This window comes from Micavibrio aeruginosavorus EPB, assembly GCF_000348745.1.
Lineage (GTDB): Bacteria > Pseudomonadota > Alphaproteobacteria > Micavibrionales > Micavibrionaceae > Micavibrio > Micavibrio aeruginosavorus_A.
In genome coordinates this window covers 2,201,718-2,225,096 of the sequence record NC_020812.1, presented here as the reverse complement: position 1 = coordinate 2,225,096, position 23,379 = coordinate 2,201,718, and the positions used below count along the sequence as shown (strand labels likewise).

At 53.3% G+C, this 23,379-nt stretch carries 27 protein-coding genes and 1 tRNA gene; 20 read left to right on the top strand and 8 right to left on the bottom strand.

From position 1 onward, the window contains the following. Positions 1 to 49: 49 nt before the first annotated feature. From A11S_RS10515 to rlmB, 4 genes are all read right to left on the bottom strand, one after another. Entirely contained in the window at positions 50 to 1,531 is a 1,482-nt protein-coding gene (locus tag A11S_RS10515) for a TraB/GumN family protein (protein WP_015468491.1), read from the bottom strand. 263 nt (positions 1,532 to 1,794) lie between these two features. Further along, positions 1,795 to 3,054, bottom strand: a complete 1,260-nt coding sequence (locus A11S_RS10505; protein WP_015468490.1) for an MFS transporter — start codon at positions 3,052 to 3,054, stop codon at positions 1,795 to 1,797. Between the two features lie 221 nt (positions 3,055 to 3,275). After that, on the bottom strand, positions 3,276 to 3,887 hold the full coding sequence (locus A11S_RS10500; protein WP_015468489.1) for a glutathione S-transferase family protein: 612 nt from the start codon (positions 3,885 to 3,887) through the stop codon (positions 3,276 to 3,278). Positions 3,888 to 4,025: 138 nt separating this feature from the next. Next, entirely contained in the window at positions 4,026 to 5,543 is a 1,518-nt protein-coding gene (gene rlmB, locus A11S_RS10495; RefSeq protein ID WP_015468488.1) for a 23S rRNA (guanosine(2251)-2'-O)-methyltransferase RlmB, read from the bottom strand. Positions 5,544 to 5,645: 102 nt separating this feature from the next. Between rlmB and A11S_RS10490 the strand changes: the two genes are divergently transcribed. From A11S_RS10490 to A11S_RS10470, 5 genes are all read left to right on the top strand, one after another. Continuing rightward, positions 5,646 to 5,731 (top strand) — tRNA-Tyr (locus tag A11S_RS10490). Between the two features lie 341 nt (positions 5,732 to 6,072). Further along, positions 6,073 to 6,282: a hypothetical protein gene (locus A11S_RS10485; RefSeq protein WP_041802750.1), complete on the top strand. Its 210-nt coding sequence runs from the start codon at positions 6,073 to 6,075 to the stop codon at positions 6,280 to 6,282. 1 nt (position 6,283) lies between these two features. Continuing rightward, positions 6,284 to 6,763 carry a DUF2924 domain-containing protein gene (locus tag A11S_RS10480; RefSeq protein ID WP_051054900.1) on the top strand — a complete coding sequence of 160 codons (480 nt, stop codon included), beginning with the start codon at positions 6,284 to 6,286 and terminating at the stop codon, positions 6,761 to 6,763. Further along, positions 6,760 to 8,127, top strand: a complete 1,368-nt coding sequence (locus tag A11S_RS10475; protein ID WP_015468486.1) for a recombinase family protein — start codon at positions 6,760 to 6,762, stop codon at positions 8,125 to 8,127. The genes A11S_RS10480 and A11S_RS10475 overlap by 4 nt, the downstream gene beginning before the upstream one ends. Beyond that, positions 8,128 to 8,550, top strand: a complete 423-nt coding sequence (locus tag A11S_RS10470) for a hypothetical protein (protein WP_015468485.1) — start codon at positions 8,128 to 8,130, stop codon at positions 8,548 to 8,550. Here A11S_RS10470 and A11S_RS10465 read toward each other — a convergent pair. Together A11S_RS10465 and A11S_RS10460 are read right to left on the bottom strand one after the other, a co-directional pair. Then, a complete protein-coding gene (locus tag A11S_RS10465) occupies positions 8,545 to 8,781 on the bottom strand; it encodes a helix-turn-helix domain-containing protein (protein ID WP_041802748.1) in 237 nt (78 codons plus the stop codon). The two genes, A11S_RS10470 and A11S_RS10465, sit on opposite strands and share 6 nt — an antisense overlap. Positions 8,782 to 8,793: 12 nt before the next feature. Continuing rightward, positions 8,794 to 9,315: a DUF2975 domain-containing protein gene (locus tag A11S_RS10460; protein ID WP_015468483.1), complete on the bottom strand. Its 522-nt coding sequence runs from the start codon at positions 9,313 to 9,315 to the stop codon at positions 8,794 to 8,796. Between the two features lie 130 nt (positions 9,316 to 9,445). Between A11S_RS10460 and A11S_RS10455 the strand changes: the two genes are divergently transcribed. The 12 genes from A11S_RS10455 (at position 9,446) to A11S_RS10395 (ending at position 19,536) form a co-directional block, all read left to right on the top strand. Further along, entirely contained in the window at positions 9,446 to 10,276 is an 831-nt protein-coding gene (locus tag A11S_RS10455) for a MipA/OmpV family protein (protein ID WP_041802745.1), read from the top strand. A 113-nt stretch (positions 10,277 to 10,389) separates the two neighbouring features. Continuing rightward, positions 10,390 to 10,800, top strand: a complete 411-nt coding sequence (locus A11S_RS10450; RefSeq protein WP_041803204.1) for a winged helix-turn-helix transcriptional regulator — start codon at positions 10,390 to 10,392, stop codon at positions 10,798 to 10,800. 560 nt (positions 10,801 to 11,360) lie between these two features. Then, positions 11,361 to 11,933: a sigma-70 family RNA polymerase sigma factor gene (locus tag A11S_RS10445; RefSeq protein ID WP_015468480.1), complete on the top strand. Its 573-nt coding sequence runs from the start codon at positions 11,361 to 11,363 to the stop codon at positions 11,931 to 11,933. Positions 11,934 to 12,013: 80 nt separating this feature from the next. Then, on the top strand, positions 12,014 to 12,229 hold the full coding sequence (locus tag A11S_RS10440; RefSeq protein ID WP_015468479.1) for a hypothetical protein: 216 nt from the start codon (positions 12,014 to 12,016) through the stop codon (positions 12,227 to 12,229). A gap of 7 nt (positions 12,230 to 12,236) precedes the next feature. Next, positions 12,237 to 14,366, top strand: a complete 2,130-nt coding sequence (locus A11S_RS10435; RefSeq protein WP_015468478.1) for an AAA family ATPase — start codon at positions 12,237 to 12,239, stop codon at positions 14,364 to 14,366. A 295-nt stretch (positions 14,367 to 14,661) separates the two neighbouring features. Continuing rightward, positions 14,662 to 15,048, top strand: a complete 387-nt coding sequence (locus A11S_RS10430) for a DUF6362 family protein (RefSeq protein WP_015468477.1) — start codon at positions 14,662 to 14,664, stop codon at positions 15,046 to 15,048. Positions 15,049 to 15,166: 118 nt separating this feature from the next. Next, a complete protein-coding gene (locus tag A11S_RS12210; RefSeq protein WP_015468476.1) occupies positions 15,167 to 15,694 on the top strand; it encodes a DUF6900 domain-containing protein in 528 nt (175 codons plus the stop codon). Between the two features lie 2 nt (positions 15,695 to 15,696). Continuing rightward, positions 15,697 to 15,999 (top strand): hypothetical protein, encoded by a 303-nt coding sequence (locus A11S_RS10420; RefSeq protein ID WP_041802743.1) that lies wholly within the window; start codon positions 15,697 to 15,699, stop codon positions 15,997 to 15,999. A gap of 7 nt (positions 16,000 to 16,006) precedes the next feature. After that, complete coding sequence (locus A11S_RS10415) at positions 16,007 to 16,240, top strand: hypothetical protein (RefSeq protein ID WP_015468474.1); 234 nt, start codon at positions 16,007 to 16,009, stop codon at positions 16,238 to 16,240. Positions 16,241 to 16,250: 10 nt separating this feature from the next. Beyond that, on the top strand, positions 16,251 to 16,766 hold the full coding sequence (locus A11S_RS12205) for a hypothetical protein (RefSeq protein ID WP_015468473.1): 516 nt from the start codon (positions 16,251 to 16,253) through the stop codon (positions 16,764 to 16,766). Between the two features lie 82 nt (positions 16,767 to 16,848). Next, on the top strand, positions 16,849 to 17,955 hold the full coding sequence (locus A11S_RS10400; protein ID WP_015468472.1) for a hypothetical protein: 1,107 nt from the start codon (positions 16,849 to 16,851) through the stop codon (positions 17,953 to 17,955). A gap of 327 nt (positions 17,956 to 18,282) precedes the next feature. Beyond that, the gene (locus tag A11S_RS10395; protein WP_015468471.1) at positions 18,283 to 19,536 is read left to right on the top strand and encodes a site-specific DNA-methyltransferase; all 1,254 of its coding nucleotides are present in this window, start codon (positions 18,283 to 18,285) and stop codon (positions 19,534 to 19,536) included. On the opposite strand, the gene A11S_RS11720 is transcribed toward A11S_RS10395, so the two are convergent. Continuing rightward, positions 19,528 to 19,866 (bottom strand): DUF3489 domain-containing protein, encoded by a 339-nt coding sequence (locus A11S_RS11720; protein WP_015468470.1) that lies wholly within the window; start codon positions 19,864 to 19,866, stop codon positions 19,528 to 19,530. The two genes, A11S_RS10395 and A11S_RS11720, sit on opposite strands and share 9 nt — an antisense overlap. A 90-nt stretch (positions 19,867 to 19,956) precedes the next feature. On the opposite strand from A11S_RS11720, the gene A11S_RS10385 reads away from it, so the two are divergent. Together A11S_RS10385 and A11S_RS10380 are read left to right on the top strand one after the other, a co-directional pair. Beyond that, complete coding sequence (locus tag A11S_RS10385; RefSeq protein WP_015468469.1) at positions 19,957 to 20,502, top strand: hypothetical protein; 546 nt, start codon at positions 19,957 to 19,959, stop codon at positions 20,500 to 20,502. Further along, positions 20,468 to 22,495 (top strand): phage terminase large subunit family protein, encoded by a 2,028-nt coding sequence (locus A11S_RS10380; RefSeq protein WP_051054899.1) that lies wholly within the window; start codon positions 20,468 to 20,470, stop codon positions 22,493 to 22,495. Before A11S_RS10385 ends, A11S_RS10380 begins: the two co-directional genes overlap by 35 nt. 25 nt (positions 22,496 to 22,520) lie before the next feature. On the opposite strand, the gene A11S_RS10375 is transcribed toward A11S_RS10380, so the two are convergent. Continuing rightward, entirely contained in the window at positions 22,521 to 22,949 is a 429-nt protein-coding gene (locus A11S_RS10375) for a glyoxalase superfamily protein (RefSeq protein WP_041802739.1), read from the bottom strand. Between the two features lie 191 nt (positions 22,950 to 23,140). On the opposite strand from A11S_RS10375, the gene gpW reads away from it, so the two are divergent. Continuing rightward, the gene (gpW, locus tag A11S_RS10370; RefSeq protein ID WP_015468466.1) at positions 23,141 to 23,371 is read left to right on the top strand and encodes a gpW family head-tail joining protein; all 231 of its coding nucleotides are present in this window, start codon (positions 23,141 to 23,143) and stop codon (positions 23,369 to 23,371) included. Positions 23,372 to 23,379: the final 8 nt, after the last annotated feature.

Sequence of the window (23,379 nt, the reverse complement as noted above, 5' to 3'; positions counted from 1 at the left end):
GAAGAATGGCGCAGGACGGTGATCAAGTCCAGAGTAGATTCGTGATTGATCAGTATGCGGATTCTTCTAAATCCAATCGCAAATCCCGGCCGTTCACGGGCTTAAAGAAGGACAACGGACCCATGGGTTCGAAAAGCAGGGTGTTTTCGCTTAATGTCACCTTGTATGAATCCATACGGCCCGGGGCCATCATTTGCAGAATGCGGGGTTTGTCACCGGCCAAATCATCCAGCGCAAACGGTATATCAAGGGATGCGGCCTTGATGGGTGTTCCGCAATCATCCTTTTTGGCGGCGGGATATTGCGTAATATAATAAGGGCCGACATAGATTGTCAGTGCGCCTTCCTCTTCCTTCACAAGGTGAGAGATTGGGGAGATATCGCCGCAAAGCTGATAACTTAATGGAGTGCTGAGGCGAAGAATGATTTCATCGGCCCGATCACCCTTTGCTCTGCGGAGTGAAACATCCAATTGTTCAGGATAAATTTTCCCCTGTTTGTAACCGGGGTTGGAAAATTTGCGTTTGGTTGATGACAGTTCTGGTTCGCGTCTGTCGTATATGCGTTCGGGTTTATACCCCTTGTCCACCAGCATGCGCAAAACACTATCCGGGCCAGCCAAGTGCCCCGCGCCAATAACAACAAAGTCCGTACCTGTGCCATTCAATTCACGAATAATGGCATCGGTCATTTGCCGGTTTCGCGTTGTCAGCATCATGTTATACAAGCCAGGTGTTTTTTCCTGCATGTCTTTATTGCCGCTGGCGTGAACGCCGTTCAAATCCCCTGTGACCCACGCGTTGAAAAGCTGATCCATCTTGCTGTCTTGTTCGACGGATATTTCGCCCCGCAGGTCGTTCACCGTATTCATCAGATAGGCCATCTGATCGGCATCGGACAAGGTTGAATGTTTCAGCATGTTTTCCCGCGTATGCTCAATGGATTTTGTCGGGATGCCCAGACCGCTTTTCTCTAAAATCATCTCAACGCCCTGAATAATCTTCCGGCGCTTATATTTTTTATTGGGGTCTGTTTCGATATGTTTGTTGTTTGCCCGCGCGGTATAAAACTCCGACGTAATCACATCGGCGGCGGCCCAGGGCTGCAAATGGTCAATATCCGCCATTTGCATGCCAATATCGGACATCAGCGCCTCTAAATCCTTGCGCTGATCCGGTGTCATGCGCTTGGAAAGATTGCCCTGCATATCGTAGCCAGATTTATAATATTCGCGCAGCAGGGCCGGGTTGGTCATGTCGGGGAACGTCGCTTCCAGCCAGAGCGTGTCCGCGTGGGCCAATGATTCATTGAACAGCGGCGTGCGCCACTTTGTCCCCTTTTGCAGAAGATGAACGGATCCAAAAAGATAGACGGATGAATCATGATCGCGCAAAACGAACATGGCGGGTTGTGGCGGATAGGCCGGATCGGGTTTGTACAGATGGGCGGCCGGGTCTTTGGCATGGGCGGCACCACTGGTCATCAGCGCGCAAAGGGCAACACTCAGGCAAGCAATTTTGAAACCACGCATGAAGACAGTCCCCGGTTTTGATCGAAATGATTGCGGTCAGGAAGAAAGGAAAAAAGAGGGCCGGGGTGGACAGCCCCAGCCCTTTAAAATCGTACGCATGATCATTTTATACAACGTAGGCGTTAAAGCGAAGTTAAACCGCAATCTCAAATATTTACATAATGTCCTCGCTCTCCCGTCATCCCCGCCTTGTGCGGGGATCCGGAAAAGACCGGGATAAGATTGGGGTTGTGGCTCTGGATCTGGATCCTCGCACAAGGCGGCTATGCCGTTTTGGCGGCTGTGTTCTCTTCCACAAAATCCAGATCAACGTCGCAGGTTTCGCGCATGCCCCACAATGCGGCGGCGGCGATTGTATAGGTGGCCAGGCCCACGACCATGGCCGAACTCACCACACCCAAATCGGGTTTCAGCATGACGAACGCGGAGATGACCAGCGCCCCGGTCCCGCGCACGAAATTGGGCACCGATGTGGCCACCGTGGCGCGCAGGTTGGTGCCGAATTGTTCGGCGGCCGATGTCAGCATCAACACCCAAAACCCCATCGAAAACCCAATGGCGAAGCAGAACGCGTAATAGGTGGTCGGGCTGATACCGTTCAGGTTCAGGAAGATCACGGTCAGGACCGTGCCCAGCCCCATAAACAATCCGATGACTTTTTTCCGGCTGTGCAGGCGCTGGCTCAAAATCCCGCTGACCCCGTCCCCGACGGTCAGGCCCAGATAGCACAGCGGCAAGGCGGTCGCGACGGATAACGGGCCGGTCACATTCATCGCCGCGCCAATTTCCGGCGCGAACGTAATCAACACCGCCACCACGAACCAGGGCGGCGTACCGACCAGAATACAGGCGATATAGCGCTTCATCCGGCTGGCGGAGGTCAGCAGCATTTTCAAATCACCGCGCTTGATCGTGGCATCATCGCGCACCGTTTTGAGCATTTTGGAATCCGACAACGATACGCGCAGCAGCAAAAGCGCCAGCCCCATCACCCCACCGACGATATAGGCCGTATCCCACGGCAACATATGCCCGGTGAACCCTGCGGCCACACCGCCCATCACGCCCACCGTGGCGACGATGGTGGTGCCGTACCCGCGCAAATGGCGCGGCATCATTTCACTGACCAATGTAATGCCCGCGCCAATTTCCCCTGCCAACCCAATCCCGGCCAGCAGGCGGCACAGCGCATATTGCGGAATGTCGGTGACAAAGGCATTGGCAATGTTGGCCAGCGAATAAAGCAGGATGGACCCGAACAACACCTGTTTCCGGCCCACGCGGTCGCCCATCACGCCCCAGATCAACCCGCCAATCAAAAACCCGATCAATTGCATGTTGAGCAACAGCGCGCCGCTGTCGGTCAGTGCATCACCGGACAGGCCGAGATCTTTCAAACTGGCCACGCGCAGCACGCTGAACAGAACCAGATCATACACATCGACAAAATACCCAAGCGCCGCGACAAAAATCGCCAGCGCCAGCATGCGGTCGTGTTTCAGCGTGGTCCATAATTCGCCCATGGTTTTTTCCTTCGTTCATTCCTGTGCGTCATCCCGGCGAAAGCCGGGATCTTCCAGCCATAAGGGACGAAGATCCCGATTTCGCGGGAATGACGGTGTTTACAATGTTGGGCAAAAGGGTACGTGAGCCATGGGCAAAGGGCAATTCTTCCCCATGTTGCAGATGCGCATGAAAAAAAGCCGCCCGGTGAAGGGCGGCTTTTTAAATGGTGGGGCCGATATTATGCGGCGGCCTTGTATTCGATCTGTTCGGCGGCCAGTGTTTTTTGATAGGCCGGGCGGGCGGTGACGTCTTTCAATACGCGCTTCACATTGGCGCCCAGCGTGACCGGCAGGCCCCAATTGGCGATGACCGACAATAAAATATCGGCGGCGGTGATTGTATCGCCGGCCAGATATTTCGTGGTGGCCAGACGGGCCTCGGCTTCATCCCACAGGGCCTGAATACCGTTCAGGAATAACGGGGCCAATTGGGCCTTGGTCGCGTCATCCAATGTTTGTTTGTTCAGCCAGAACATCCGGCTGCACGCCGGGTGCAGGGATGCATTGCACCACATCAGCCATTCCAGCGCCTTGGCCCGTTCAATGCCGGATGCGGGCATCAGGGTGTTGGCGTGTGTGTCCAGCAGATACAGGATGATGGCGGCACCTTCCTTCACCGGTTCGCCGTCCACGACCAGAAGCGGCACCTGACCGCGCGGGTTGAGTTTCAGGAAATCCGGAGCTTTCAAATCATCCTGCTTCACGGCGTCAAACGGCACGTTCAATTCGTTCAGGATGACGTGCATCGCCATCGAGCAGGCACCCGGTTTGTAATACAGTGTATAGGACATAATGTTTCCTCTGGTTGCGGATAGACTGCTTCCAAACTAGGCCATTGTGGATGGCATTCAAGGGGGCATGCGGCGTGTATGCAAAAAACCCTCCCGTTTATCACGGGAGGGTTTTTAAAGTTCTCTTTTCTGCCGCTCTTAGGCCAGCATCGCATACAGGGCGACAGCCGCCGCGTTGGACACGTTCAGGCTGGCGATCGGTTCATGCGTCGGCAGGCGGACCAGCACGTCACAATTTTCACGGACCAGACGGCGCATGCCCGGGCCTTCGGCCCCCAGAACGATAACGCATTTGTCCGGGCGGTCCAGTTCGGCGATGGTTTTTTCACCACGCTCGTCCATGCCAATGGTCACGTATCCGTCTTCTTTCAGCTTTTCCAGCGTCCGGGACAGGTTGGTTTCATAGGCCACAGCCAGATGATCCACCGCACCGCAGGCCGTTTTGGCCAGAACGCCGATCAGTTCCGGCGCGTGCATTTTCTGCATCACCACGCCCGTGGCACCGAAGGCCGAAGCGGAGCGCAGGATTGCGCCAACGTTATGCGGGTCGGTCACCTGATCCAACAGGACGACAACACTGCGCGCTTTGGTCTGGCCGCTGATGATGATGTCTTCGATCGACACATCTTCCAACTGGCCGCAGGCCAATGCGATGCCTTGGTGCACGGCGCCCGGCGGGAACAGACGGTCCATGTCATCCTTGCTGACGGCCAGCGGCTCCGGACGGTTCAGGCCGGCTTTCGCGGCTTCTTCCAGAACCGGGGCGAATGTTTCCATTGCGGCTTCGCTTAAATACAAAGCATGGATGTTCCGGTTCGGGTTCAACCATGCGGCGCGCACGGCGTGCATGCCGTACAGGCTCGGGCGGTGGCTCGGACGACCACCAGCCTTCAGGCGCATCTGGTCGCGCTTGGGTTGTTCAATGGCTGTGTCCGTGGTTTCGACCTCTTCGCCACGGCCCTTGAACGGGGCGCGACCTTCATGGCGGTCATCACGGCGCGGTTTGCGTTCGAAATCACCATCACGGCGCGGTCTGTCAAAGCCGCTTTCGCGGCGAGGACGATCAAATCCGCCATCACGCTGCGGTTTATCAAAGCCGCCTTCGCGCCGTGGTTTGTCAAAACCGCCTTCACGACGGGGACGATCCCCATACGGGCGGTCAGAACGCGGGCGATCATCACGCGGGCGGTCAAAGCCACCTTCGCGGCGGGGACGGTCGAAACCACCTTCGCGACGCGGTTTGTCAAAGCCGCCTTCACGGCGGGGACGATCACCATATGGACGGTCAGACCGTGGGCGATCATCGCGCGGGCGGTCAAACCCACCCTCACGGCGCGGACGGTCAAAGCCACCTTCGCGGCGCGGCTTGTCGAAGCCACCTTCACGCCGAGGCTTGTCAAAGCCGCCTTCACGACGGGGACGATCGCCATACGGGCGATCATCACGCGGGCGATCAAATCCGCCTTCACGGCGGGGGCGGTCAAATCCACCCTCGCGACGCGGCTTGTCAAACCCACCTTCGCGGCGCGGCTTAAAGCCATCGCGGCCCCCATCGCGTCCACCGGAACGCCCGCCTGTGGATCGTCCTGTGGATCGATCTGTGGGTCCTTTTCCTGCGCGCGGGCCGCGACCGGGGGGATTTTGTCTGGGTGCCATGGGTTTTTTCGCTTTTTCTCTGTATTTTACGGGTGGCCTCATAAATCATGTCTTGACAGAAAATGCAAAAACCTTTTTCTTCACCCAGCCCGTTAAAGGGATGGAGGGGTGGCCGAGTGGTTAATGGCACCAGACTGTAAATCTGGCCTCTTACGAGTACACAGGTTCAAATCCTGTCCCCTCCACCATTTCTTTATCAACCCGCCCTTAGTGGCGGGTTTTTAATTGCCAAAAGCCCCAGTTCCTGCGCCATTTTGCATTTCGCTTGAATACGGTTAGAGCGCGGGTCTCCGCGTGTTTCTCTCAGTTCTCTCGTATTCTCTCACGACCCTAAAACACAATTCGAGTTGCTCGTCGTCGCTCAAGCACATTGATTTAAAAGGCAAAAACCCGTGCAGATGTTTGACCACCTAAAATCCTTCGATTTGGGTCTTTTTGAGTAAAACTCAAACTTTTTTTATTAGGTCGTCGTCGTTTTTGAAGCCAACGGAAAACCAGAGGGGAAGGACAACATAAGGAGGTTCTTCCCATGACGATTAGTACCCGCGACCCTGTCGATATGACCGGAGAGGAACGCATGCAGGAGATCGCAGCCATTCTGGCTGCCGGAATCCAAAGGCATCAAAATAACCAGTTAAATCAATCTAATAATGCGCATTTTGAGAGAAGTTTGACTGGACTTCCCTCCCGAAGGAAGCATTCGTGTGACCACGCTGAGAACCAGAGTGGAGACAAATAATATGGCAACAGACATCCTTTCCGAATACGCAGCCTTGAATGAGATGGAGATCACAGACCTCCTGAAGGAGTGGAAGAAATACTTCGACCGCCCGCCGCACTCAAGAAGCAACAAGACCTACCTAATCAATCAGATCATCTATCGAATTCAGGAGATGGCTTATGGCGGTCTGACCAAGCGGACGATTGATCGGCTGGAGGCATTGGCCGAAAGCAGCATAACGAGTGAACGCAGAACCGATACCAGCCGCTTGGCGGTCGGGACACGATTGGTGCGTGAGGTCAAAGGCGTTGAGCACCATGTGCAGGTGCTGACCGATGGCTACGAATATGACGGTGCGAAATACCGCAGCCTGTCAGGTGTGGCCTTTGCCATCACGGGAACGCGCTGGAACGGAAATGAGTTCTTTGGGCTGGCCAAGAAAGACCCCAGCGAGGTGCGACCTTACCACCGCTCCAGAAAGGCAAAGGTGCGGTCATGATCGGTTCGCCATCAACAGAAAAGAGAACTTTACGCTGTGCGATTTACACCCGCGTCTCTGATGACGAGGGATTAGACCAGGAGTTCAGTTCGCTGGATGCACAGCGTGAAGCCGGTGAATACCACATCAAGGCGCAAGCCCACGAAGGATGGACAGTGCTGCCGGATCGTTATGACGATGGCGGATATTCTGCCAAAGACTTACAGCGCCCCGCAGCAAAGCGTCTTCTGCGGGATATCGAGGACGGCAAGATCGATGTGGTTGTCGTCTATAAAATCGACCGCCTCTCACGCAACATGGGCGACTTTGTCGACCTAATGAAGCTGTTTGATAAGCATAAGGTCACGTTCGTATCGGTTACCCAGCATTTCAACACCGAAACGGCGATGGGTAAGCTGATCCTGAATATTCTGCAGTCCTTCGCGCAGTTCGAGCGCGAGATGACCGCCGAGCGTATCCGCGACAAGTTTGCTGCTTCCAAAGTCAAAGGCATGTGGATGGGTGGCCCTGTGCCGCTGGGCTACGATGTAGTAGAGCGCAAGCTGATCACCAACCCGGAAGAGGTAAAACTCGTCAACCATATCTTCGAGCGTTATATCGACCTGAAAAGTACCACGCTGTTGTGTGACGAGCTAAAACGCGATGGTCACCACACGAAGTCTTATATCAGCGGCACGGGGAAGTCTGTGGGCGGCAGAATATTCACGCCGAATGTCGTGATAGCCTTACTTCGGCAGCGGCTTTACCTTGGTGAGGTTCATCACAAGGGTAAGTATTACCCCGGCCAACACAAGCCTATTATTACACAGGAATTGTATGACAAGGCGCAGGAAGCGCTCAGTGATAATAATAACGTCAAACGCAAACGCACATGGATGATCAAGTCAAAGGCCTTGTTAAAAGGGCTGATCGTTTGCGGTGGATGTGAAGGTATAATGTCACCCACCCACACGCGTAAGGGCCACAAGCATTATCATTATTACGGGGCGAATTCCTACAGGCGGACACTTTGCGAAGTCTGCCCTTCCAACCGCATCCCCGCCGGAGAAATTGAATCGGTGGTTAGTAGCCAGCTGAAGCTCATATTGGCCTCACCACAGATTGTCGTGGAAACATGGCGGAATTTGAGGACGCGCAACCCAGTCTATCAGGAAAGCGATCTGCACGATGCGATGAAGAGCTTGGAGAGTATTTGGGACAGCCTTTTCCCCGAAGAGCGCAAACGCATCACTTGCCTGCTCATTGATCGGATCGTGCTGCGGACAAATGGCATCGACATTGAATATCGTGCGGATGGATTTGAGAAGATCATCGCACACCTTCAAAAAACCCTTAACGCTCACCAATTTAGGAGGACTGTATAAATGAATAACGTGCGTATCGAGAACAGCAAGATCATCGTTCATGTGCCGATGATTTTGCGGAAATGGGGTGGCAAAAAGGTGCTGATCGGCCCACAGGGGCAGGATTTGCGGGCGCTGGAGGCAGATATCCGCAAGGATGAGAAGCTATTGAAGGCGCTGGGGCGGGCCTATTGCTGGAACAAATGGCTGCTGACCGGAAAATACGCAACCGTGCAGGAAATGTCGGAGAGGCAGAAGATCAATAAGTCCTACATGCAGCGCATGATGCGCATTATGCAGCTCTCTCCGAAAATCGTTGAGGCGATCCTAGACGGTCAGCAACCGGAGGGATTTGCGCTGACGGATATTGAAAAGACCTTCTCGCCCATCTGGGCCGAACAGGAGAAGCAGTTTGGGTTTAAGGACGAGCCAATTGCCTTATGACTCGTTCTCATTTTCTGGCGCGTCTTCACCTTCGGCATACTCAAGAATATCGCCGGGTTGGCATTCCAGAACACGACAGATTGCGCTCAGGGTAGAAAAGCGGATCGCCCGCGCTTTCCCTGTTTTCAGAACGGAGAGGTTTTGAATACTAATCCCGATGGCATCTGACAGATCGTTCAAACGCATCTTGCGTTTGGCCAGCATCACATCAAGGTTCACAATTATTGTCATCATGGTCTCCCGTTATACCGTGAATTGCGCATCATGATGAAGCTTGATGGCGTGTGACATGACAAGGCGTAAGGCAAGGATAACCAATCCTGCCGAGATCAATGGAAGATCAAGGTCAAATTGCATCTTCCAGCCATTCACATCGCCGAATTGGACGAGTGCGTAGGATGTCAGATTGTAAGAGGTCACCTTTACAAAGGGCCACGCGATCATCAGCAGGCCAATCCGCTTCATATATTTAAGCGTGCCTTCGACAAAAAGGCTTCCGCGTCGAAATTGGCGGGTCAACGTGTGCATGTAGGCCAGCAAAGCTATATAAAAGATCAGGTTCACACAAAGGAAAGAACTCGACAGGACTTTGCCAGCCAGCGAGAACTCCATGATGGGCATTTCGCCCCCGGCGCTGCCGTCAGCGTTGAAATAGGCGGAGGTGAACAGGAAGTAAATCCGCAGTCCCGCAAGGAAGGGAAGCGCTCCCCAAGCCATCCAGAACCCTTTATCAAGGTAACTGAAGATTTTTGTATCGGTTTTCATAAGGTTACTCCCTCTAGGTAAATCCCTTTTCGTGCATTATTTCATGATAAACATGAAATAATTTATTTACACCGTGAAATTATGAGGCTATTAATAGCAGCAGGAGCAAACCTAAACAAGGAGCATTGTCATGCTAAAACCCCTCAATATCTCGGCGGCAGCTGCTGTCGGCATATTTTCTTTTGTTATTGCTGGCAGTGCTAATGCTCAGCAATGGATTAATACGACCCAACAAGCGACCCCGGTTTCCACAACGCAACAGGTGGAACCTGATAACTGGAATTACACCGTTGGCGGCGGTATCGGCTATGCCCCGACCTATGAAGGCTCGGATGAGTACGATGCCCTCCCGGTACCTGTCTTGAACGTCGAATATAAAGACGGCCTGTTTTTCGCTAACGTCCGCAACGGTATCGGTAGCTACCCGTTGCGCGGTGAGAACTATAAGGTTGGTGCGTCCATCGGTTATGCCCCTGGTCGTGAAGAAGACGAAGATGAAAAGAACCTGCGTGGGATGGGCGACGTTGAAGCCTCGGCCACCGCAAACCTTCTGGCGGAATACGATTTCGGTTTCGCGCAGTTGAACGGTAAAGTAACAACCGCCGCCTCCGGTGACTATGGTACCACTGCCGAAGTGAATCTCGGTTCGCGTTACCCCCTCAGCGAAAAAATCATCATGTCTGGTTCGGTTGGCACAGTATGGGCTGACGAAGAGCATATGAAGAACCGTTTCGGTGTAAGTGGCGTACAGTCGGCAGCTTCCGGCTACAGCCAATACGAAGCGGAATCCGGCGTTAAGTCGGTTGGCTTCTCGGTTGGCGCAACGTACTTGTTGACCGACCGATGGAACGCAAACCTCACTTTCCGTGGCGACAAGCTCATGAGTAAAGCTGCCGACAGTCCCGTCGTAAAGGATGACTTTGTCCCTGCGGTGTTCCTGACCACCAGCTACAAATTCTAAATCTCCAATAGAAAGTGTCAGGGGGGAGAAATCCCCCCTGATGTTTTGTGTGTACATCGAAGCGCGGAGTTTTCCTTCGGCTAAAATTCAATAAAACTTGGGAACACAACGGTATGCCGGCGCGGGAAGCTGCCCGAAAACTCAATGAAAGCTGCAGGACTTGGCGAGAACAATTTCCTGATCTCACATCTTGCCCTGCCAGAGATGTCATGGATTACATCGGTGCCAAATGGAGTACGCTCGTCCTGATTACTTTAGCCCAGCGCTCCCGGCGCTTTGGTGAATTGAAAAGAGAAATTCCAGAGATTTCCCAGCGTGTACTAACCCAGACATTGCGGGACTTGGAACAAGACGGTCTGATCAGCCGGACGGTGTTCCCCACCAAGCCGCCCAGCGTTGAATACAGCCTTACCAAATTAGGAACGTCATTGCTGATCCCGCTGTGGGAGCTGGTGAGCTGGGCCAATGAGAACCACGACAAAATTCGGCGCGCTCGGAAGCGTTTTAAGGCCGCAGGGAAGTGATATCCGATTCTCTTTCGAGAATCGGATATGTTCAACTAACGATGCAAGCCATCGTACAAATAAATGCTAACTTCGCCATTCATCACACATATTTTCTGACATGCATTCGTATTAATTCAGAAAATAATTTTTAGTGAGGCGGGGCGTTATTTTCATACGCTCACAATCTTTCGCATTCTCTCATCCTTGAAATACAAGCGCTTGCGAAAGTCATCACATATTTGTGTATTCAAAGACCGTAACCTTTAAGTAAGTATCAGATTTAAAGGTGCCTTCTTGTGAGAAAATCATCCGTTCATAGGCTCACATCACATCGCTGTAATAGCTCTGATATGTCGTCAGTTGCATAGCGGTAAACGTCCCGGAAAAGGGAAGATGTTAGCGCTGCTATGAATGATGATTATGCTGAATTTTAAACCTGTCATTGAGATCTATTATCCGCCTGCGGAGGCTTGCCACAGCTTTCGTTGAGTTTTCGCATGCGCATGACTTGAGTCCAGTTCACGTACTATCCGTCAGCCACCCTTCTTTTTTCTTGGGCCTAATCAAGGAAAAAGAGAATGGCCAAAAACAGCTACAGCGGCGTAGATTCCTACGCCGCTTTTTTTATTGCCTATAGGGCAAAAACCCTCACCCGCATGCCGATTTTTACGAAGGACGATTATGAAGATATCCAGCAGGAACTCATGCTGGCGTATCTCCATGCGTGGCCGGATTTCGACCCGGCTAAAGGCGATAGACGCAGCTTCATTAAAACTGTTGTGAACCTGAACGCCTTACGGCTGATCAGGGACACGGAGCGGCAGAAACGCTGGACAGGGTTACAAATGGTTTCTCTGTCCAGTCCAGCAGGCGCTGAGGATGGCCAACTGACGCTGGGAGACACCCTTGATCAGGAAGATGGTCTGTGGGGCGATGTTTTCCTTGGTCAAAGCCAGCGAGTTGCCGAGCAGCAGATGGATATCCGCAGAATGCTGGCGGCTATGCCGGGCGATCTACGGGAAACCTACCGGATATTGTCAGATTATGGCGTTTCCGAAGCTGCTGCCCTGTTGGGTATCCCTCGCACAACAATGTCCAGCCGACTGAAAAGACTTAGAAAATTCATAGAGGACTTCATGAACCAAAAATAAATGCATTGCCTCGTCGTCGTTTCTGATCCCAACGGCAAACCAGAGATGTGTGACCACACCACACAAGGAAGGAACAAGACATGGATCAGGCACAAAACAGCGATATGGCGATGTTCAAATGGGTGCAACACACCCCCGTAGGGCAGCTTAAAACCCTCACGGATGAGCGCCTGCAGGAAGTCCGCGAGACGCTGATCAAGGAAGTGCGCGAAGTTGGCCGCGCCCTGCAATGGGTGGACGGCATCATAAAATTGAAAGTCATCGAGCGCGACAAGGTGACGGCGATGGAAGCGTAGCGCGGTGATGTTGGACAAAGCTCCGTTGCCAAAGATTATTCCGCTGAAGCCGCCTTCGGCTTCAGATCTGCGTCCGCGCCTGCTGAATGCGTTGCCACCGGTTTTACGGCATCTGCTCCCCGCTGGCGCGGTGCGGGGCCAGAAATTCATGGTCGGCAATGTTAGTGGCGACAAGGGCGACAGCCTTATTGTTGAGCTACGGGGCGAGAAAGCCGGACTGTGGCATGATTTCGCCACGGGCGCTGGAGGCGATATTCTCGACCTCTGGGCCGCTGTCAAAGGCTTTGATCGACAAACCCAATTCCCTGCATTGCTGCAGGATGTTCAAAGCTATCTCGGCGCTGGTGTCATGTCTGCGCAGGCCTCCCCACGATCATCCCCATCATCAAAGAAGCTCGGCAACCCAACAGCTAAATGGGATTACACGAATGGCGACGGCAAGATCGTCGCATCTGTTTATCGCTACGACTTGCCGGATGGTTCCAAGGAATTCAGGCCGTGGGATGCGCAGCGCGGGGTCATGAAAGCGCCGGAAGTCCGTCCCCTTTATAACCAGCCGAGCATGAAGGATGCCGAGCTGGTCGTTGTAGTCGAAGGCGAGAAATGTGCCGAAGCGCTGGTCATGTCGGGCATCTGCGCAACAACGGCCATGAATGGCGCGAAAGCCCCCATCGATAAGACGGACTGGTCTCCGCTGCAGGGGAAGAAGGTTATCATCTGGCCGGATCATGACGATCCGGGACTGGATTATGCCCGCAACGTTGCCAGTGCTGCCGCCCGCGCTGGTGCGGTGCATGTGCATATCCTGAAAATACCGCCTGACAAGCCCAAGGCGTGGGACGCTGCCGACGCGGTAGCCGAGGGGCTGGATATTCAAGACATCCTGCAACGCTGGGAGCGTGTGGCCGCCAAAGCCCCACCACAGCAGCGCAAAACCATTCCCCTTTACAGCATTGAGGAATTGCAGGCCGACAGGCGGCCCATGCCGGATGATTTAATCTCACCGCGCGTGCTGACACCGGGCGGCATGCTAGTATTCGGGGGTGCGCCTAAAGTCGGCAAGAGCGATTTCCTGATTTCCCTGTTGGCACACATGGCGGCGGGCATTCCCTTTCTGGGTATGTCGCCTGCGCGTCCCCAGCGCGTGTTTTATCTGCAAGCCGAGGTTCAATATCACTATCTTCGGGAGCGCATTCAAAGGCTACAGATTCCTCCGCCCGATAGGCAGTCGCTGCAGTCGAATTTCATTGTCACCTCGCAGACGAGCTTAATCCTCAACGACGATGGCCTGGTCGCAATCATACAGGCCATCAAAAGCCGGTTCGGTGATGCACCACCCGATATCATCGCCATTGATCCTTTGCGGAATGTCTTTGATGGCGGCGGCATCGGCGGTGAGAATGATAACGATGCCATGATGTTTTTCCTGACGCAGCGGCTTGAAACCCTGCGACAAGAGATCAATCCTGATGCGGGCATCATTCTTGCCCACCATACGAGAAAGATGCCCAAGCGCGGCGTTGAGGAAGACCCGTTTCAAGCTCTCAGCGGCGCTGGTTCGCTGCGGTCGTATTACACGTCAGGGATAGTATTGCACCGGGCTGACGACGCGCGACCGGATCGCACGCTGTATTTTGAATTGCGCAATGGCGCGGAAATCCCTACCAAGGCCATCCAGCGCACCAGTGGCGGGTGGCACGAGCTTACCGACCAGAGTGAACGCCTTGTGATGCGTCAGCACGGCACACGCCTTGATGCCGAGCGCCTGCGCAAGAAGGAAGTTATTGTGCGCCTGATTTATCAGGCCGCCCAGCAGGGCAATGTTTTCACCGTCAACCAGTTTGCCGAGACATACGAGAACAAAGCAGGCCTCGGCAGCAATCGCGCCATCCGTGAGCGCCTCAATGTTTTGGCCACCAAAGGCTATGTGAAGTTTTTCAGAAATGCAGATGAGTACGGCCTGCCGCATGCGCAGCGCAGCCGACATGGCTATCTCTGTGTCGAGGATATGACGCTGGGGAAAAACCAGCGCATCCTTCCCACGCATTTCAAACACCCGCAATCGGGTGACGTAATTCCAGTCGACGATCCACAGGTATGGGTCACTTCGGCGGCAGCCTATGAGGAGACGATCTGATGAGAATCTCCTTTGCCATCTGCCCGTCAACTGCCAACTGCCTGCCATCTGGCTGCCGACTGGAATCGGGTTTAAAGCCGCATCATTCATGGTTTTTCGTCCGTAAAGCAGATGGCAATTGCCATCTGCGTTTGCCAACTTGCCAACTGCCAAAAAGTGAAGCCATACAAGGGCTTGGAGCAGTTGGCAAGTTGGCAGAAATCCCCTTACTCCTACGGAGTATCGCTGTCGCTGCCCCCAAGCAGGCGGCAGCGCAGCTCCGGCACATCTCCAACCTATCGAAAGGAAAATGCCCATGAGCAATGAAAAAAAACTTCAACCAGTCGAGAGCTATGTCGAGGAACGTCTGCGTTCAGCAGCCCGGACGTTGCGACGGCTGCCGGATACCAAGGTGCAGGGATATTTCAGCGCATGGCCCGCCATCATCCGTGAGCCGCTTGAAATCCTGCAAATGGAGCCAGAGCCAATGCGCGTTCGGCCATCAATGGAGGATATCACCGAAATGGAGGAGGTTCTGTTTGTCTGGCTGAAATTCTTGGAGCCGGAAGAACGCCGCCTTGTGTGGCTGCGGGCCGAGCGTGTGCGCTGGAAGCTGATCTGCTGGCGCTTCGGCGTGGGACGCACCAAGGCGTGGGAAATGTACCGCACAGCGCTGGCGCGGATCGGGGCAAAACTACACTGATTTTCTGGATAATCAAATGATCGTTTAAATCCATATTTAGCAATCATTTCTGAGCCTTATTTGCTTGATAAGCGCGCGGAATGAAGCGTTCATGTGATTGTAATAAAGGAGCAAAACCATGAAAAACATTGAAGTTTTAAAGACCGCAAACAGCGAATGGGGCTTTTGGGGAACCAGCGTCAGGAACGGCTACGATGCCGCACTGACATGGGACGCCACCAGCCGCTTCTTGGCAGCAGAGTTTGACTTGACCCCGGAACAGGCCCGCGACGTTTTGGATGCCCGCTTTGGCCGACACCTTGCCGATGACTTAAGCTTCATCAAAAACGGCAAGGACGAAGCTGCAGGGCCGATTAACAACACCGCGATTGCCAAACACCTCGCTGCAAGGGTGGCCGACAAGGGCTGGCGCGATAGCTTTGAAAACGCCATCCGCGAGGTAACGGGTAAAATCTACCCACGCAAGGCGCCTCCGACCAAGAATGAGCTTTTTACCCAAATCGCCCAGCAGCACCTCAACATTGAAACGCTAGTCGAACGCAAATCGGATGGGCTGGATTTTCACGATGTCGCGGTCTGGAGCGTCAAGGACGCGCTAGAAGCTGCATACGAAGCTGGCCGCAAGGCACGGAAACAAGGGAGGTAACGATGACAATAATCCCTGCAGATGTCCGCGAGTGCTTTGGATTTTTGGGAACGGTCAACACCAGCTACAGGGCGTTGGTTGAGGCCTTTGGAGAGCCAAAGCCCGGCGATGGATACAAAATCGAAGCCGCGTGGGAGGTCGAACTGATCCCCGGCATTTTTGTCAAAATCAACAATTATAAAACCAGCCGATCCTACGACAGCAAGAACCCCACCATCAAACGTCTGCGTGAGTGGAATGTCCACGGCACAGATTCCGATGCCATCGAATGGGTCAAGGGCATGCTTGGGCAGGATACGAAATAAGGAGGCAATGATGAGAAAAACCAACACACAGATACGCGCCGAGGCTTATTACAGCGGCAAAGAACAATTGGTCAAAGCGATCACAGCATTGGCCAATCATATTCACGCGCCGCCGCCATCGCAACGTAAGATGCCCGAAAAAATTGTGGCGCACGACATCAGCCAAATCCGTCAGGCGCATTATAAAATCTGCGAAATCGCCGATATGTACGGGTTGGACTTGCCCGCGCTGGAAATATAAGGGGGCAAGCATGAGCGATATCATCCGCGTAATTTATGCCCGCAAGCCCGCCGACTGGCATGAAATTGAATCCGGCAGCCGCTACGGCAGCGGCACGGCCTACAACACCGAGATCATCGAAACGCGGGAAATGGCCGCTGCAGAATACGACGACTTTATTGCCAAGCCACTGGCGTACCGGGACTGGCTGGGCGACAAGGGCGGGTGGAAAAACAACCACACGCGCCTTGCCATTGCTGTTACATCGCCGGGGCGCGAAACACTGTATGTCGATCCGTCAGGCTACCGCTACGCCCGCTATGTCGGACGGCGGATGGCCGACCCATCGGTGGTGAAATTTCCCGAAGTTCGCGTCGGCCTGACAGGCAAGGATGGTAATGCCTTTAATATCCTTGGGCTTTGTAAACGTGCAGCCTATCGCGCTGGGGTGTCAGATCAGGAGATCACGGCCTTTCTTGATGAAGCAACAGAGGGAGATTACAGCCATCTACTGGCGACATGCCAGCGCTGGTTTGACTGCTATTAGCCCAACCGATGGCTTGGTCTTAGTTTGAAATCTCAGCCCATTTTATATATGATTAAGCCTTCAACTGGAATTAAGGCTAATCATGGATTTGAAAGACATACTGGAGCCACAAGGCTTAAAAGCTATTCGTGAGATGAATGACAAGATGACAGCTCTGAGCAAAGGGCTGTCTTTGTCACCCGTGACCGAATATATGCGTCAGATGGAAGAGCAAAGGAAACTATTTCATGGTCAGTTTAGCGGGATTTCTCAGGCGTTAAGTATAAGCATGCCCTCGCACATGCGGGCGATAGATGAAATTACCAAAGGCATCACCCCTTTCGTTGATCAGATTACTAAGATGCACAGCCCCTATCAGGAGTTGATGAAGCAAATCCAAGAACAAACGCGGCCATTTCAAGAAGCGTTAAAGCAATTTCATGCGCTGCAGGATCAGTTAAATTTTTCTGAGATCAGCAAAGCCTTCCGTGGCGTTACTGACTTCATTCGCAGTATTCCGCCCGAACATTTAATAAAGGTTCGCCTTCATTCTGAGCATTGGTTGATTGGTGATGATGAGCTTTTGGCGCTAGTAATCGAGGAAGACCTTCACGACAATGAAGAGATAATTCCGTTCGTGATTGGCTATTACAAAGCCAATGGTTGGCATCGCCTCAATACAATTGTTGGAGAATGGCAGGCGGACATAGAGCCGGGACGGTTGAAGGTATTTCAGGCTGCCATTGCAATGAGCAAGGACGCTGATCACGAGGATGTGCATTTGCTTACGGTTCCAGCCCTGATTGCTCAGATCGATGGGCTGGTGCGTGACCTTTATGGAATCCTGCCTAAGCTCACTAGAAAGCGCGTAGAGCAAGAGATCAAGGACAACCTCCCTGCAGAGCTTAAAGGCAAGCGGACAGATGTACGGCACGATGTCGCCGTTCAGACCGTGGCCGAGATCGTTGACTTCTGGTCGGCTGAGATGTTGCAGGAAGTAATCTTTAGCGGTCTGTTCAGGGACTCGAACAAGATCACGCCCGACGATAGTTATTCGTTGTTCAGACACAAGATCATGCACGGTGACAAAGAGTACCTTGCATACGGAAATGAAGAGAACTTTATTCGTCTGATGTTGTATGCGGAGTTTATCATCAAGCTCATTAAACAGATCAAAGATGGAAGCATGACCATCGAACAGGCTGCCTAAATATGTTCGGACATAATCGTTACGGACAAGGCGAACATTTTTTGCCATCTTAATACCTATCATCGCGATCATTGCATTCGAAGCCACGCCTCACAGCGTGGCTTTTTGCATATGAGGCACGGTGGCAAAGGCAAAAAAGGTACTCGGAACACTTCGCCCCTATGCGGCGGGCTAAGGCGCAGGACTTTTTTAGTCGCAGACTTTTTTTCTGGGTGCGCACTCTGCACCCGTAATTCCAAAACGGCAGGCATTGAAAGGCTTTCAAAGGTGCGCACCCAAACGTGCGCACTCGCTTTTTCGTGCCTGCGCACCCAAAAGGAGAAACACATGACTACAGATCTGGCGCTTAAGGTTAAATACCTCCCGGTGGATCATTTGATTCCTTACATCAAGAACGCTCGCACCCACTCGGATGAACAGGTCGCCCAGATCGCCGGATCGATGACGGAGTTTGGATTCGTGAACCCGATCCTGGTCGGCGAAGACGGCGGCATTATTGCCGGGCATGGTCGCCTTATGGCGGCACGAATGCTGGGCATCAAGGAAGTGCCGACGATCAGCCTGAAGCATTTGAGTGAGGTGCAGCGTCGGGCGCTGATCATTGCTGACAACAAGATCGCAGAAAATGCAGGCTGGAATGATGATTTGCTCCGCCAAGAGCTGCAGGCGCTGGACGGAGAAGAATTCGACCTTGCCCTTTTGGGTTTCAACGAAGAAGAGCTTGATGCTTTTCTTGATGGTGAAGCCGACAGCGAAGGCCTGACGGATGAAAACGCCGCGCCAGAGGTTCCTGAAAACCCTGTCAGCGTGCTGGGCGATCTTTGGCTTTGTGGTGATCACAAAATCCTCTGCGGGGATTCCACGCTGATCGACAGCTATCAAACCCTGCTGGGTGAAGAGCTGGCCGACATGGTGTTCACCGATCCGCCCTATAACGTAAATTATGCGAACTCGGCCAAAGATAAGATGCGCGGCAAATCCCGCCCCATTCAGAACGATAATCTGGGTGAGGACTTTGCGGCGTTTTTGTATGACGTTTGTACAAACCTGATGATGGTCTGCAAAGGCGCGATGTATGTCTGCATGTCCTCATCGGAATTGCATACCCTGCACGGCGCGTTTTCAGAGGCTGGCGGTAAATGGTCGACCTTCATCATCTGGGCAAAAAACACCTTCACGCTGGGCCGGGCTGATTATCAGCGCCAATACGAACCGATCCTTTATGGCTGGAAGAATGGCCATGAGCATTTCTGGTGCGGTGCGCGGGATCAGAGCGATGTCTGGTTTGTGAACAAACCCGTAAAGAATGATTTGCACCCGACCATGAAGCCTGTCGAGCTGGTCGAACGTGCCGTGCATAATTCGAGCAAAACCAAGGATATTGTGTTGGATGCCTTTGGCGGCTCCGGCAGCACGATGATCGCTTGCGAGAAAACCGGACGCCGCGCCCGCCTGATCGAGATCGAGCCGAAATACTCGGATGTCATCGTCAAGCGCTGGCAGGAGTTTACCGGGAAGAAAGCAACTCTGGCCGCTACGGGCCAGAGTTTTGAGGAGTTGGAAAAAGAGCGCTTACGCTGAGGTTTCGGCCTTGGCGGCGACTTCTCCGATGCGGTAGCGGCGCTCGTCGTTGGCACGTTCGCTGGTCAGTGTTTTTCCCGACTTTTTCAGCAGGGAAAGGAAACCGCGCACGGTGTGGGTTTGCCAGTTGGTCAGCTTCATCATCTCGTCGATGGTTGCGCCTTCAGGGCGTTCCATCAACGCGAGGATTTGCGCTTTCTTGCTGGTCGTGGGTTCGGTAACGGCCTGCGTCGCCTCTGCCTTGGCTTTGGGTTTTACGACCTTGGCGGGCATGCTGCGCGGCTTTTGCGAGGGTTTCTTGGGTACTGTTTTTTTCTTTGTGGTGGCCATGATGTTGCTCCTTTCATTGGGTTTGCATCGTCATGAACGCTTCAATTCAGCATGAAGTAAAGTTGAATAGATCAATAAAAGTGAGGCTTTATGGGGGTTTCTGTTCGCGCTTATGCCCGGCATCGGGGCATTGCTGATAATGCCGTCCGCAAAGCAATAAAAGCAGGCCGTATTACGCCGGAAAGCGACGGCTCGATTGATATTGCCAAGGCAGATGCATCTTGGGAGGCGAACACCGATCACACCAAGCGTCATGATCCGGCTGGCTTTAAGGACATCGATCCCGAAGAGGCCATGAATTCCGTCAAACAAACGCTGGCCGAAAATGGCCGCGCCGCCCATGGCATGAACAGTTTCACGCAGGCACGCACCGCCCACGAGATAGCCAAGGCGCATCTCGCACGGCAGCGCCTGCAGGAAAAGAAAGGCCAACTGATCAACAAGGACATGGTCAAAGCGCAAGTATTCCGGCTGGGCCGTCAGTTTAGGGATGCATGGATTAATTGGCCGTCGCGTATTTCTGCGCAGATGGCCGCAGAGCTGGAGGTGGATGAGCATGTATTGCACACGACCATAGAACGCTATGTGCGGGAGCATCTGAATGAACTTGGGGATGCTAAACTCAATATCGAATGAAGGAGGGTATGACAGTCTAGAAATTGAAACTTTATGGCAGCAGGCGGTAACGCCTGATCCGTATCTGCTTGTTTCGGAATGGGCAGATAAGTACCGCCTTCTTTCTCCAAAATCGGCTGCAGAGCCGGGACGCTGGCGCACATCGCGCACGCCCTATCTGCGGGAGATCATGGATCACCTTGCGCCTGTATCTCCCGTGCAGCGCATTGTGTTTATGAAAGGGTCGCAAGTCGGCGGAACGGAATGCGGCAATAACTGGATCGGCTATGTCATCCACGCAGCGCCGGGGCCGATGATGGCCGTTGCGCCAACGGTGGAATTGGCAAAGCGTCATTCCAAGCAGCGTATCGATCCATTGTTGAATGACGTGCCAGAGTTGCGTGAGAAAGTACGCCCCGCACGTGAGCGTGATAGCGGCAATACCATTCTCAGCAAGGATTTCCTTGGCGGCCTGCTCATCATGACAGGCGCGAACTCCGCTGTGGGCCTGCGTTCGATGCCTGCCCGCTACCTGTTTATGGATGAGATTGATGCGTATCCCGGTGACGTTGATGGCGAAGGCGATCCGATCCTGCTGGCAGAGCGTCGGTCAGCCACGTTTAAACGCCGCAGAAAGATATTCATGGTTAGCACACCAACCGTCAAAGGACTGTCGCGGGTTCAGCGAGAGTTTGAGAAGAGCGATCAACGGTTTTTCCATGTGCCATGCCCTGAATGCGATCATTTCCAGCCTTTGCGGTTTACCCAACTGCGCTGGCCGGAAAATGAGCCGCAAAAAGCCGAGTACGTTTGCGAGAGCTGCGGTTGCCTGATTAACGAACACCATAAGACAGAAATGCTGGCGCGTGGTGAATGGCGGACAACGGCGGAGTCCACCGATGGCACCATCGGTTACCACCTGTCGTCGCTTTATAGCCCGATTGGCTGGTTCTCGTGGGGTGATGCCGCCGCCATGTTCGAAGATGCCAAGCGTAACCCCGATCTGATGAAGGGTTTCGTTAACACAGTGCTAGGTGAGCCTTACGAGGAATCATCCGATGCGCCGGAATGGCAGCGCCTTTATGAACGGCGGCAGACTTTCGCTCAAGGCGTTGTGCCGATGGGCGGTCTGTTCCTGACGGCGGGTGTTGACGTTCAGAAAGACCGGATCGAATGCGAAATTGTCGCATGGGGCCGGAACAAGGAAAACTGGTCGGTGGATTACGTCGTCCTTGATGGCGATACCGCCAGACCAGAAATCTGGAAACGCTTGGATACAGAGGTTCTGCAGCGGGATTGGCCGCATGCCACAGGCCACACAATGCCCATCCGGGTGATGGCGGTGGATAGCGGCTATGCCACGCAGGATGTTTACGGGTTTGTCCGCAACCACCCACAGGCTGTCTGGGGTGGTAACGGCGCTCGTGCAAGTCAACCAAGAACGGCTGTCGCGGTGAAAGGACGCGATGCCGAAACGGCGCTCATCTTGAGCGTATCCAAAGCCGACACGGGCGGCAAACGCAGAGGTCTGCGGGTTTGGAACGTCTCTGGCCCGGTGGCCAAGATGGAACTTTACCGCTGGCTGAAGCTGGAATGGCCGACTGACCGAGAAATCTCGGAAGGTGCGGTCTTCCCGCCCGGCAGCTGCCATTTCCCGCAATATGGGGATGAATACTTCAAGCAGCTGACGGCAGAGCGCCGCGTTATTCGCGTTGTGAAGGGCTTTCCGCATGCGACTTGGGAGAAAGACCCCAGCCGCAACAACGAGGCCTTGGACTGCCGCGTGTACGCCCGTGCAGCCGCTACCATTTACGGTATCGACCGCATGAGCGAATTCAAATGGCGCAGTCTCGAACAGGCGCTGGGGGTTGAAGCCGAGATTCCAACGCGCGGGGTGGAAATCCCTGTCACGCAGGAAACGCAGGCAGATCCGCCCAAACCGCAATCGCAAACCAAAAAACGGGTCACCGTCCCACAACGCAAATCAGTGCGGGCCGATGATCCATATTTATAAGGAGGTACTATGTAGCAGATAGCTTCTAAAAGATGGTGAGACTTTCATGCTCGATCTTTAATTTAAAGCTGGCAATGTCAGGAACAAACTCTTCGAGAACAAGGCTGAATTCTTGGGTAAGGATGGTATCCCCATCCCAATCTTCAGCATTTATTTCGTTGATAAAATCCTGAATTTTGAATTCATACTCACCATCAAAGATTGCCGTATCGTCATCAAATAACGCTAATGCTTTCTTCATATCGCCAACTGTTTTGATGTGAATTGGCAATAGGTCTTGTTTGGCTTTTGGTTTTAATGCGGCAGTAGCCGTATTCCAATCTTTAAAGCCAAACAGTTGTGAAATGAGTTCCATGCAGTGGCCGTGCGAAACGTCCACTTGGTATTTCTCATTCAGGAACTTACGGATTACTTTTGCCTGTTGTTTCAGGCTTTCTTGCGTAGGGGTAGACATCTTTATTCAACCTTTCGTGGGCTTTGTTTCTTTGCTCGCATTAAGAAGCCCTAAAAAGTTGGGATGACTTTTAAAGACATTAGAGAAATTTTCACCGTGGCCTTAATGGCTGCGAGCGGCTGGATATTTCTTAAAACCAAACTCAGGCTATGAATTTATTGGCTTTGAGTCAACGCCGAATAGGATTGATCATGACAGAAACCTTGCTCGAACTCGAAACCCGACTGGTGCAGGCCAAAGAGGCACGTCATCGCCTTTTGACTGGCACACAGGAGGTTACTGTCAGCCTGCACGGCTACGGCAGCACGACCTATACCGCTGCCAATGTCGATGGGCTGGAAAAATACATCCACGAACTCAAAACGGAAATCGCAAAGCGCACGGGTACGGCCCGTCGCGGCATTATTCGGACAAGCTTCTAAGGTAAACC

Excerpts from the sequence above, each read along its gene's own strand:
- A11S_RS10515 (WP_015468491.1), bottom strand. The coding sequence starts at position 1,531 with ATGCGTGGTTTCAAAATTGCTTGCCTGAGTGTTGCCCTTTGCGCGCTG.
- A11S_RS10505 (WP_015468490.1), bottom strand. The coding sequence starts at position 3,054 with ATGGGCGAATTATGGACCACGCTGAAACACGACCGCATGCTGGCGCTG.
- A11S_RS10500 (WP_015468489.1), bottom strand. The coding sequence starts at position 3,887 with ATGTCCTATACACTGTATTACAAACCGGGTGCCTGCTCGATGGCGATG.
- rlmB (WP_015468488.1), bottom strand. The coding sequence starts at position 5,543 with ATGGCACCCAGACAAAATCCCCCCGGTCGCGGCCCGCGCGCAGGAAAA.
- A11S_RS10485 (WP_041802750.1), top strand. The coding sequence starts at position 6,073 with ATGACGATTAGTACCCGCGACCCTGTCGATATGACCGGAGAGGAACGC.
- A11S_RS10480 (WP_051054900.1), top strand. The coding sequence starts at position 6,284 with ATGGCAACAGACATCCTTTCCGAATACGCAGCCTTGAATGAGATGGAG.
- A11S_RS10475 (WP_015468486.1), top strand. The coding sequence starts at position 6,760 with ATGATCGGTTCGCCATCAACAGAAAAGAGAACTTTACGCTGTGCGATT.
- A11S_RS10470 (WP_015468485.1), top strand. The coding sequence starts at position 8,128 with ATGAATAACGTGCGTATCGAGAACAGCAAGATCATCGTTCATGTGCCG.
- A11S_RS10465 (WP_041802748.1), bottom strand. The coding sequence starts at position 8,781 with ATGACAATAATTGTGAACCTTGATGTGATGCTGGCCAAACGCAAGATG.
- A11S_RS10460 (WP_015468483.1), bottom strand. The coding sequence starts at position 9,315 with ATGAAAACCGATACAAAAATCTTCAGTTACCTTGATAAAGGGTTCTGG.
- A11S_RS10455 (WP_041802745.1), top strand. The coding sequence starts at position 9,446 with ATGCTAAAACCCCTCAATATCTCGGCGGCAGCTGCTGTCGGCATATTT.
- A11S_RS10450 (WP_041803204.1), top strand. The coding sequence starts at position 10,390 with ATGCCGGCGCGGGAAGCTGCCCGAAAACTCAATGAAAGCTGCAGGACT.
- A11S_RS10445 (WP_015468480.1), top strand. The coding sequence starts at position 11,361 with ATGGCCAAAAACAGCTACAGCGGCGTAGATTCCTACGCCGCTTTTTTT.
- A11S_RS10440 (WP_015468479.1), top strand. The coding sequence starts at position 12,014 with ATGGATCAGGCACAAAACAGCGATATGGCGATGTTCAAATGGGTGCAA.
- A11S_RS10435 (WP_015468478.1), top strand. The coding sequence starts at position 12,237 with ATGTTGGACAAAGCTCCGTTGCCAAAGATTATTCCGCTGAAGCCGCCT.
- A11S_RS10430 (WP_015468477.1), top strand. The coding sequence starts at position 14,662 with ATGAGCAATGAAAAAAAACTTCAACCAGTCGAGAGCTATGTCGAGGAA.
- A11S_RS12210 (WP_015468476.1), top strand. The coding sequence starts at position 15,167 with ATGAAAAACATTGAAGTTTTAAAGACCGCAAACAGCGAATGGGGCTTT.
- A11S_RS10420 (WP_041802743.1), top strand. The coding sequence starts at position 15,697 with ATGACAATAATCCCTGCAGATGTCCGCGAGTGCTTTGGATTTTTGGGA.
- A11S_RS10415 (WP_015468474.1), top strand. The coding sequence starts at position 16,007 with ATGATGAGAAAAACCAACACACAGATACGCGCCGAGGCTTATTACAGC.
- A11S_RS12205 (WP_015468473.1), top strand. The coding sequence starts at position 16,251 with ATGAGCGATATCATCCGCGTAATTTATGCCCGCAAGCCCGCCGACTGG.
- A11S_RS10400 (WP_015468472.1), top strand. The coding sequence starts at position 16,849 with ATGGATTTGAAAGACATACTGGAGCCACAAGGCTTAAAAGCTATTCGT.
- A11S_RS10395 (WP_015468471.1), top strand. The coding sequence starts at position 18,283 with ATGACTACAGATCTGGCGCTTAAGGTTAAATACCTCCCGGTGGATCAT.
- A11S_RS11720 (WP_015468470.1), bottom strand. The coding sequence starts at position 19,866 with ATGGCCACCACAAAGAAAAAAACAGTACCCAAGAAACCCTCGCAAAAG.
- A11S_RS10385 (WP_015468469.1), top strand. The coding sequence starts at position 19,957 with ATGGGGGTTTCTGTTCGCGCTTATGCCCGGCATCGGGGCATTGCTGAT.
- A11S_RS10380 (WP_051054899.1), top strand. The coding sequence starts at position 20,468 with ATGAACTTGGGGATGCTAAACTCAATATCGAATGAAGGAGGGTATGAC.
- A11S_RS10375 (WP_041802739.1), bottom strand. The coding sequence starts at position 22,949 with ATGTCTACCCCTACGCAAGAAAGCCTGAAACAACAGGCAAAAGTAATC.
- gpW (WP_015468466.1), top strand. The coding sequence starts at position 23,141 with ATGACAGAAACCTTGCTCGAACTCGAAACCCGACTGGTGCAGGCCAAA.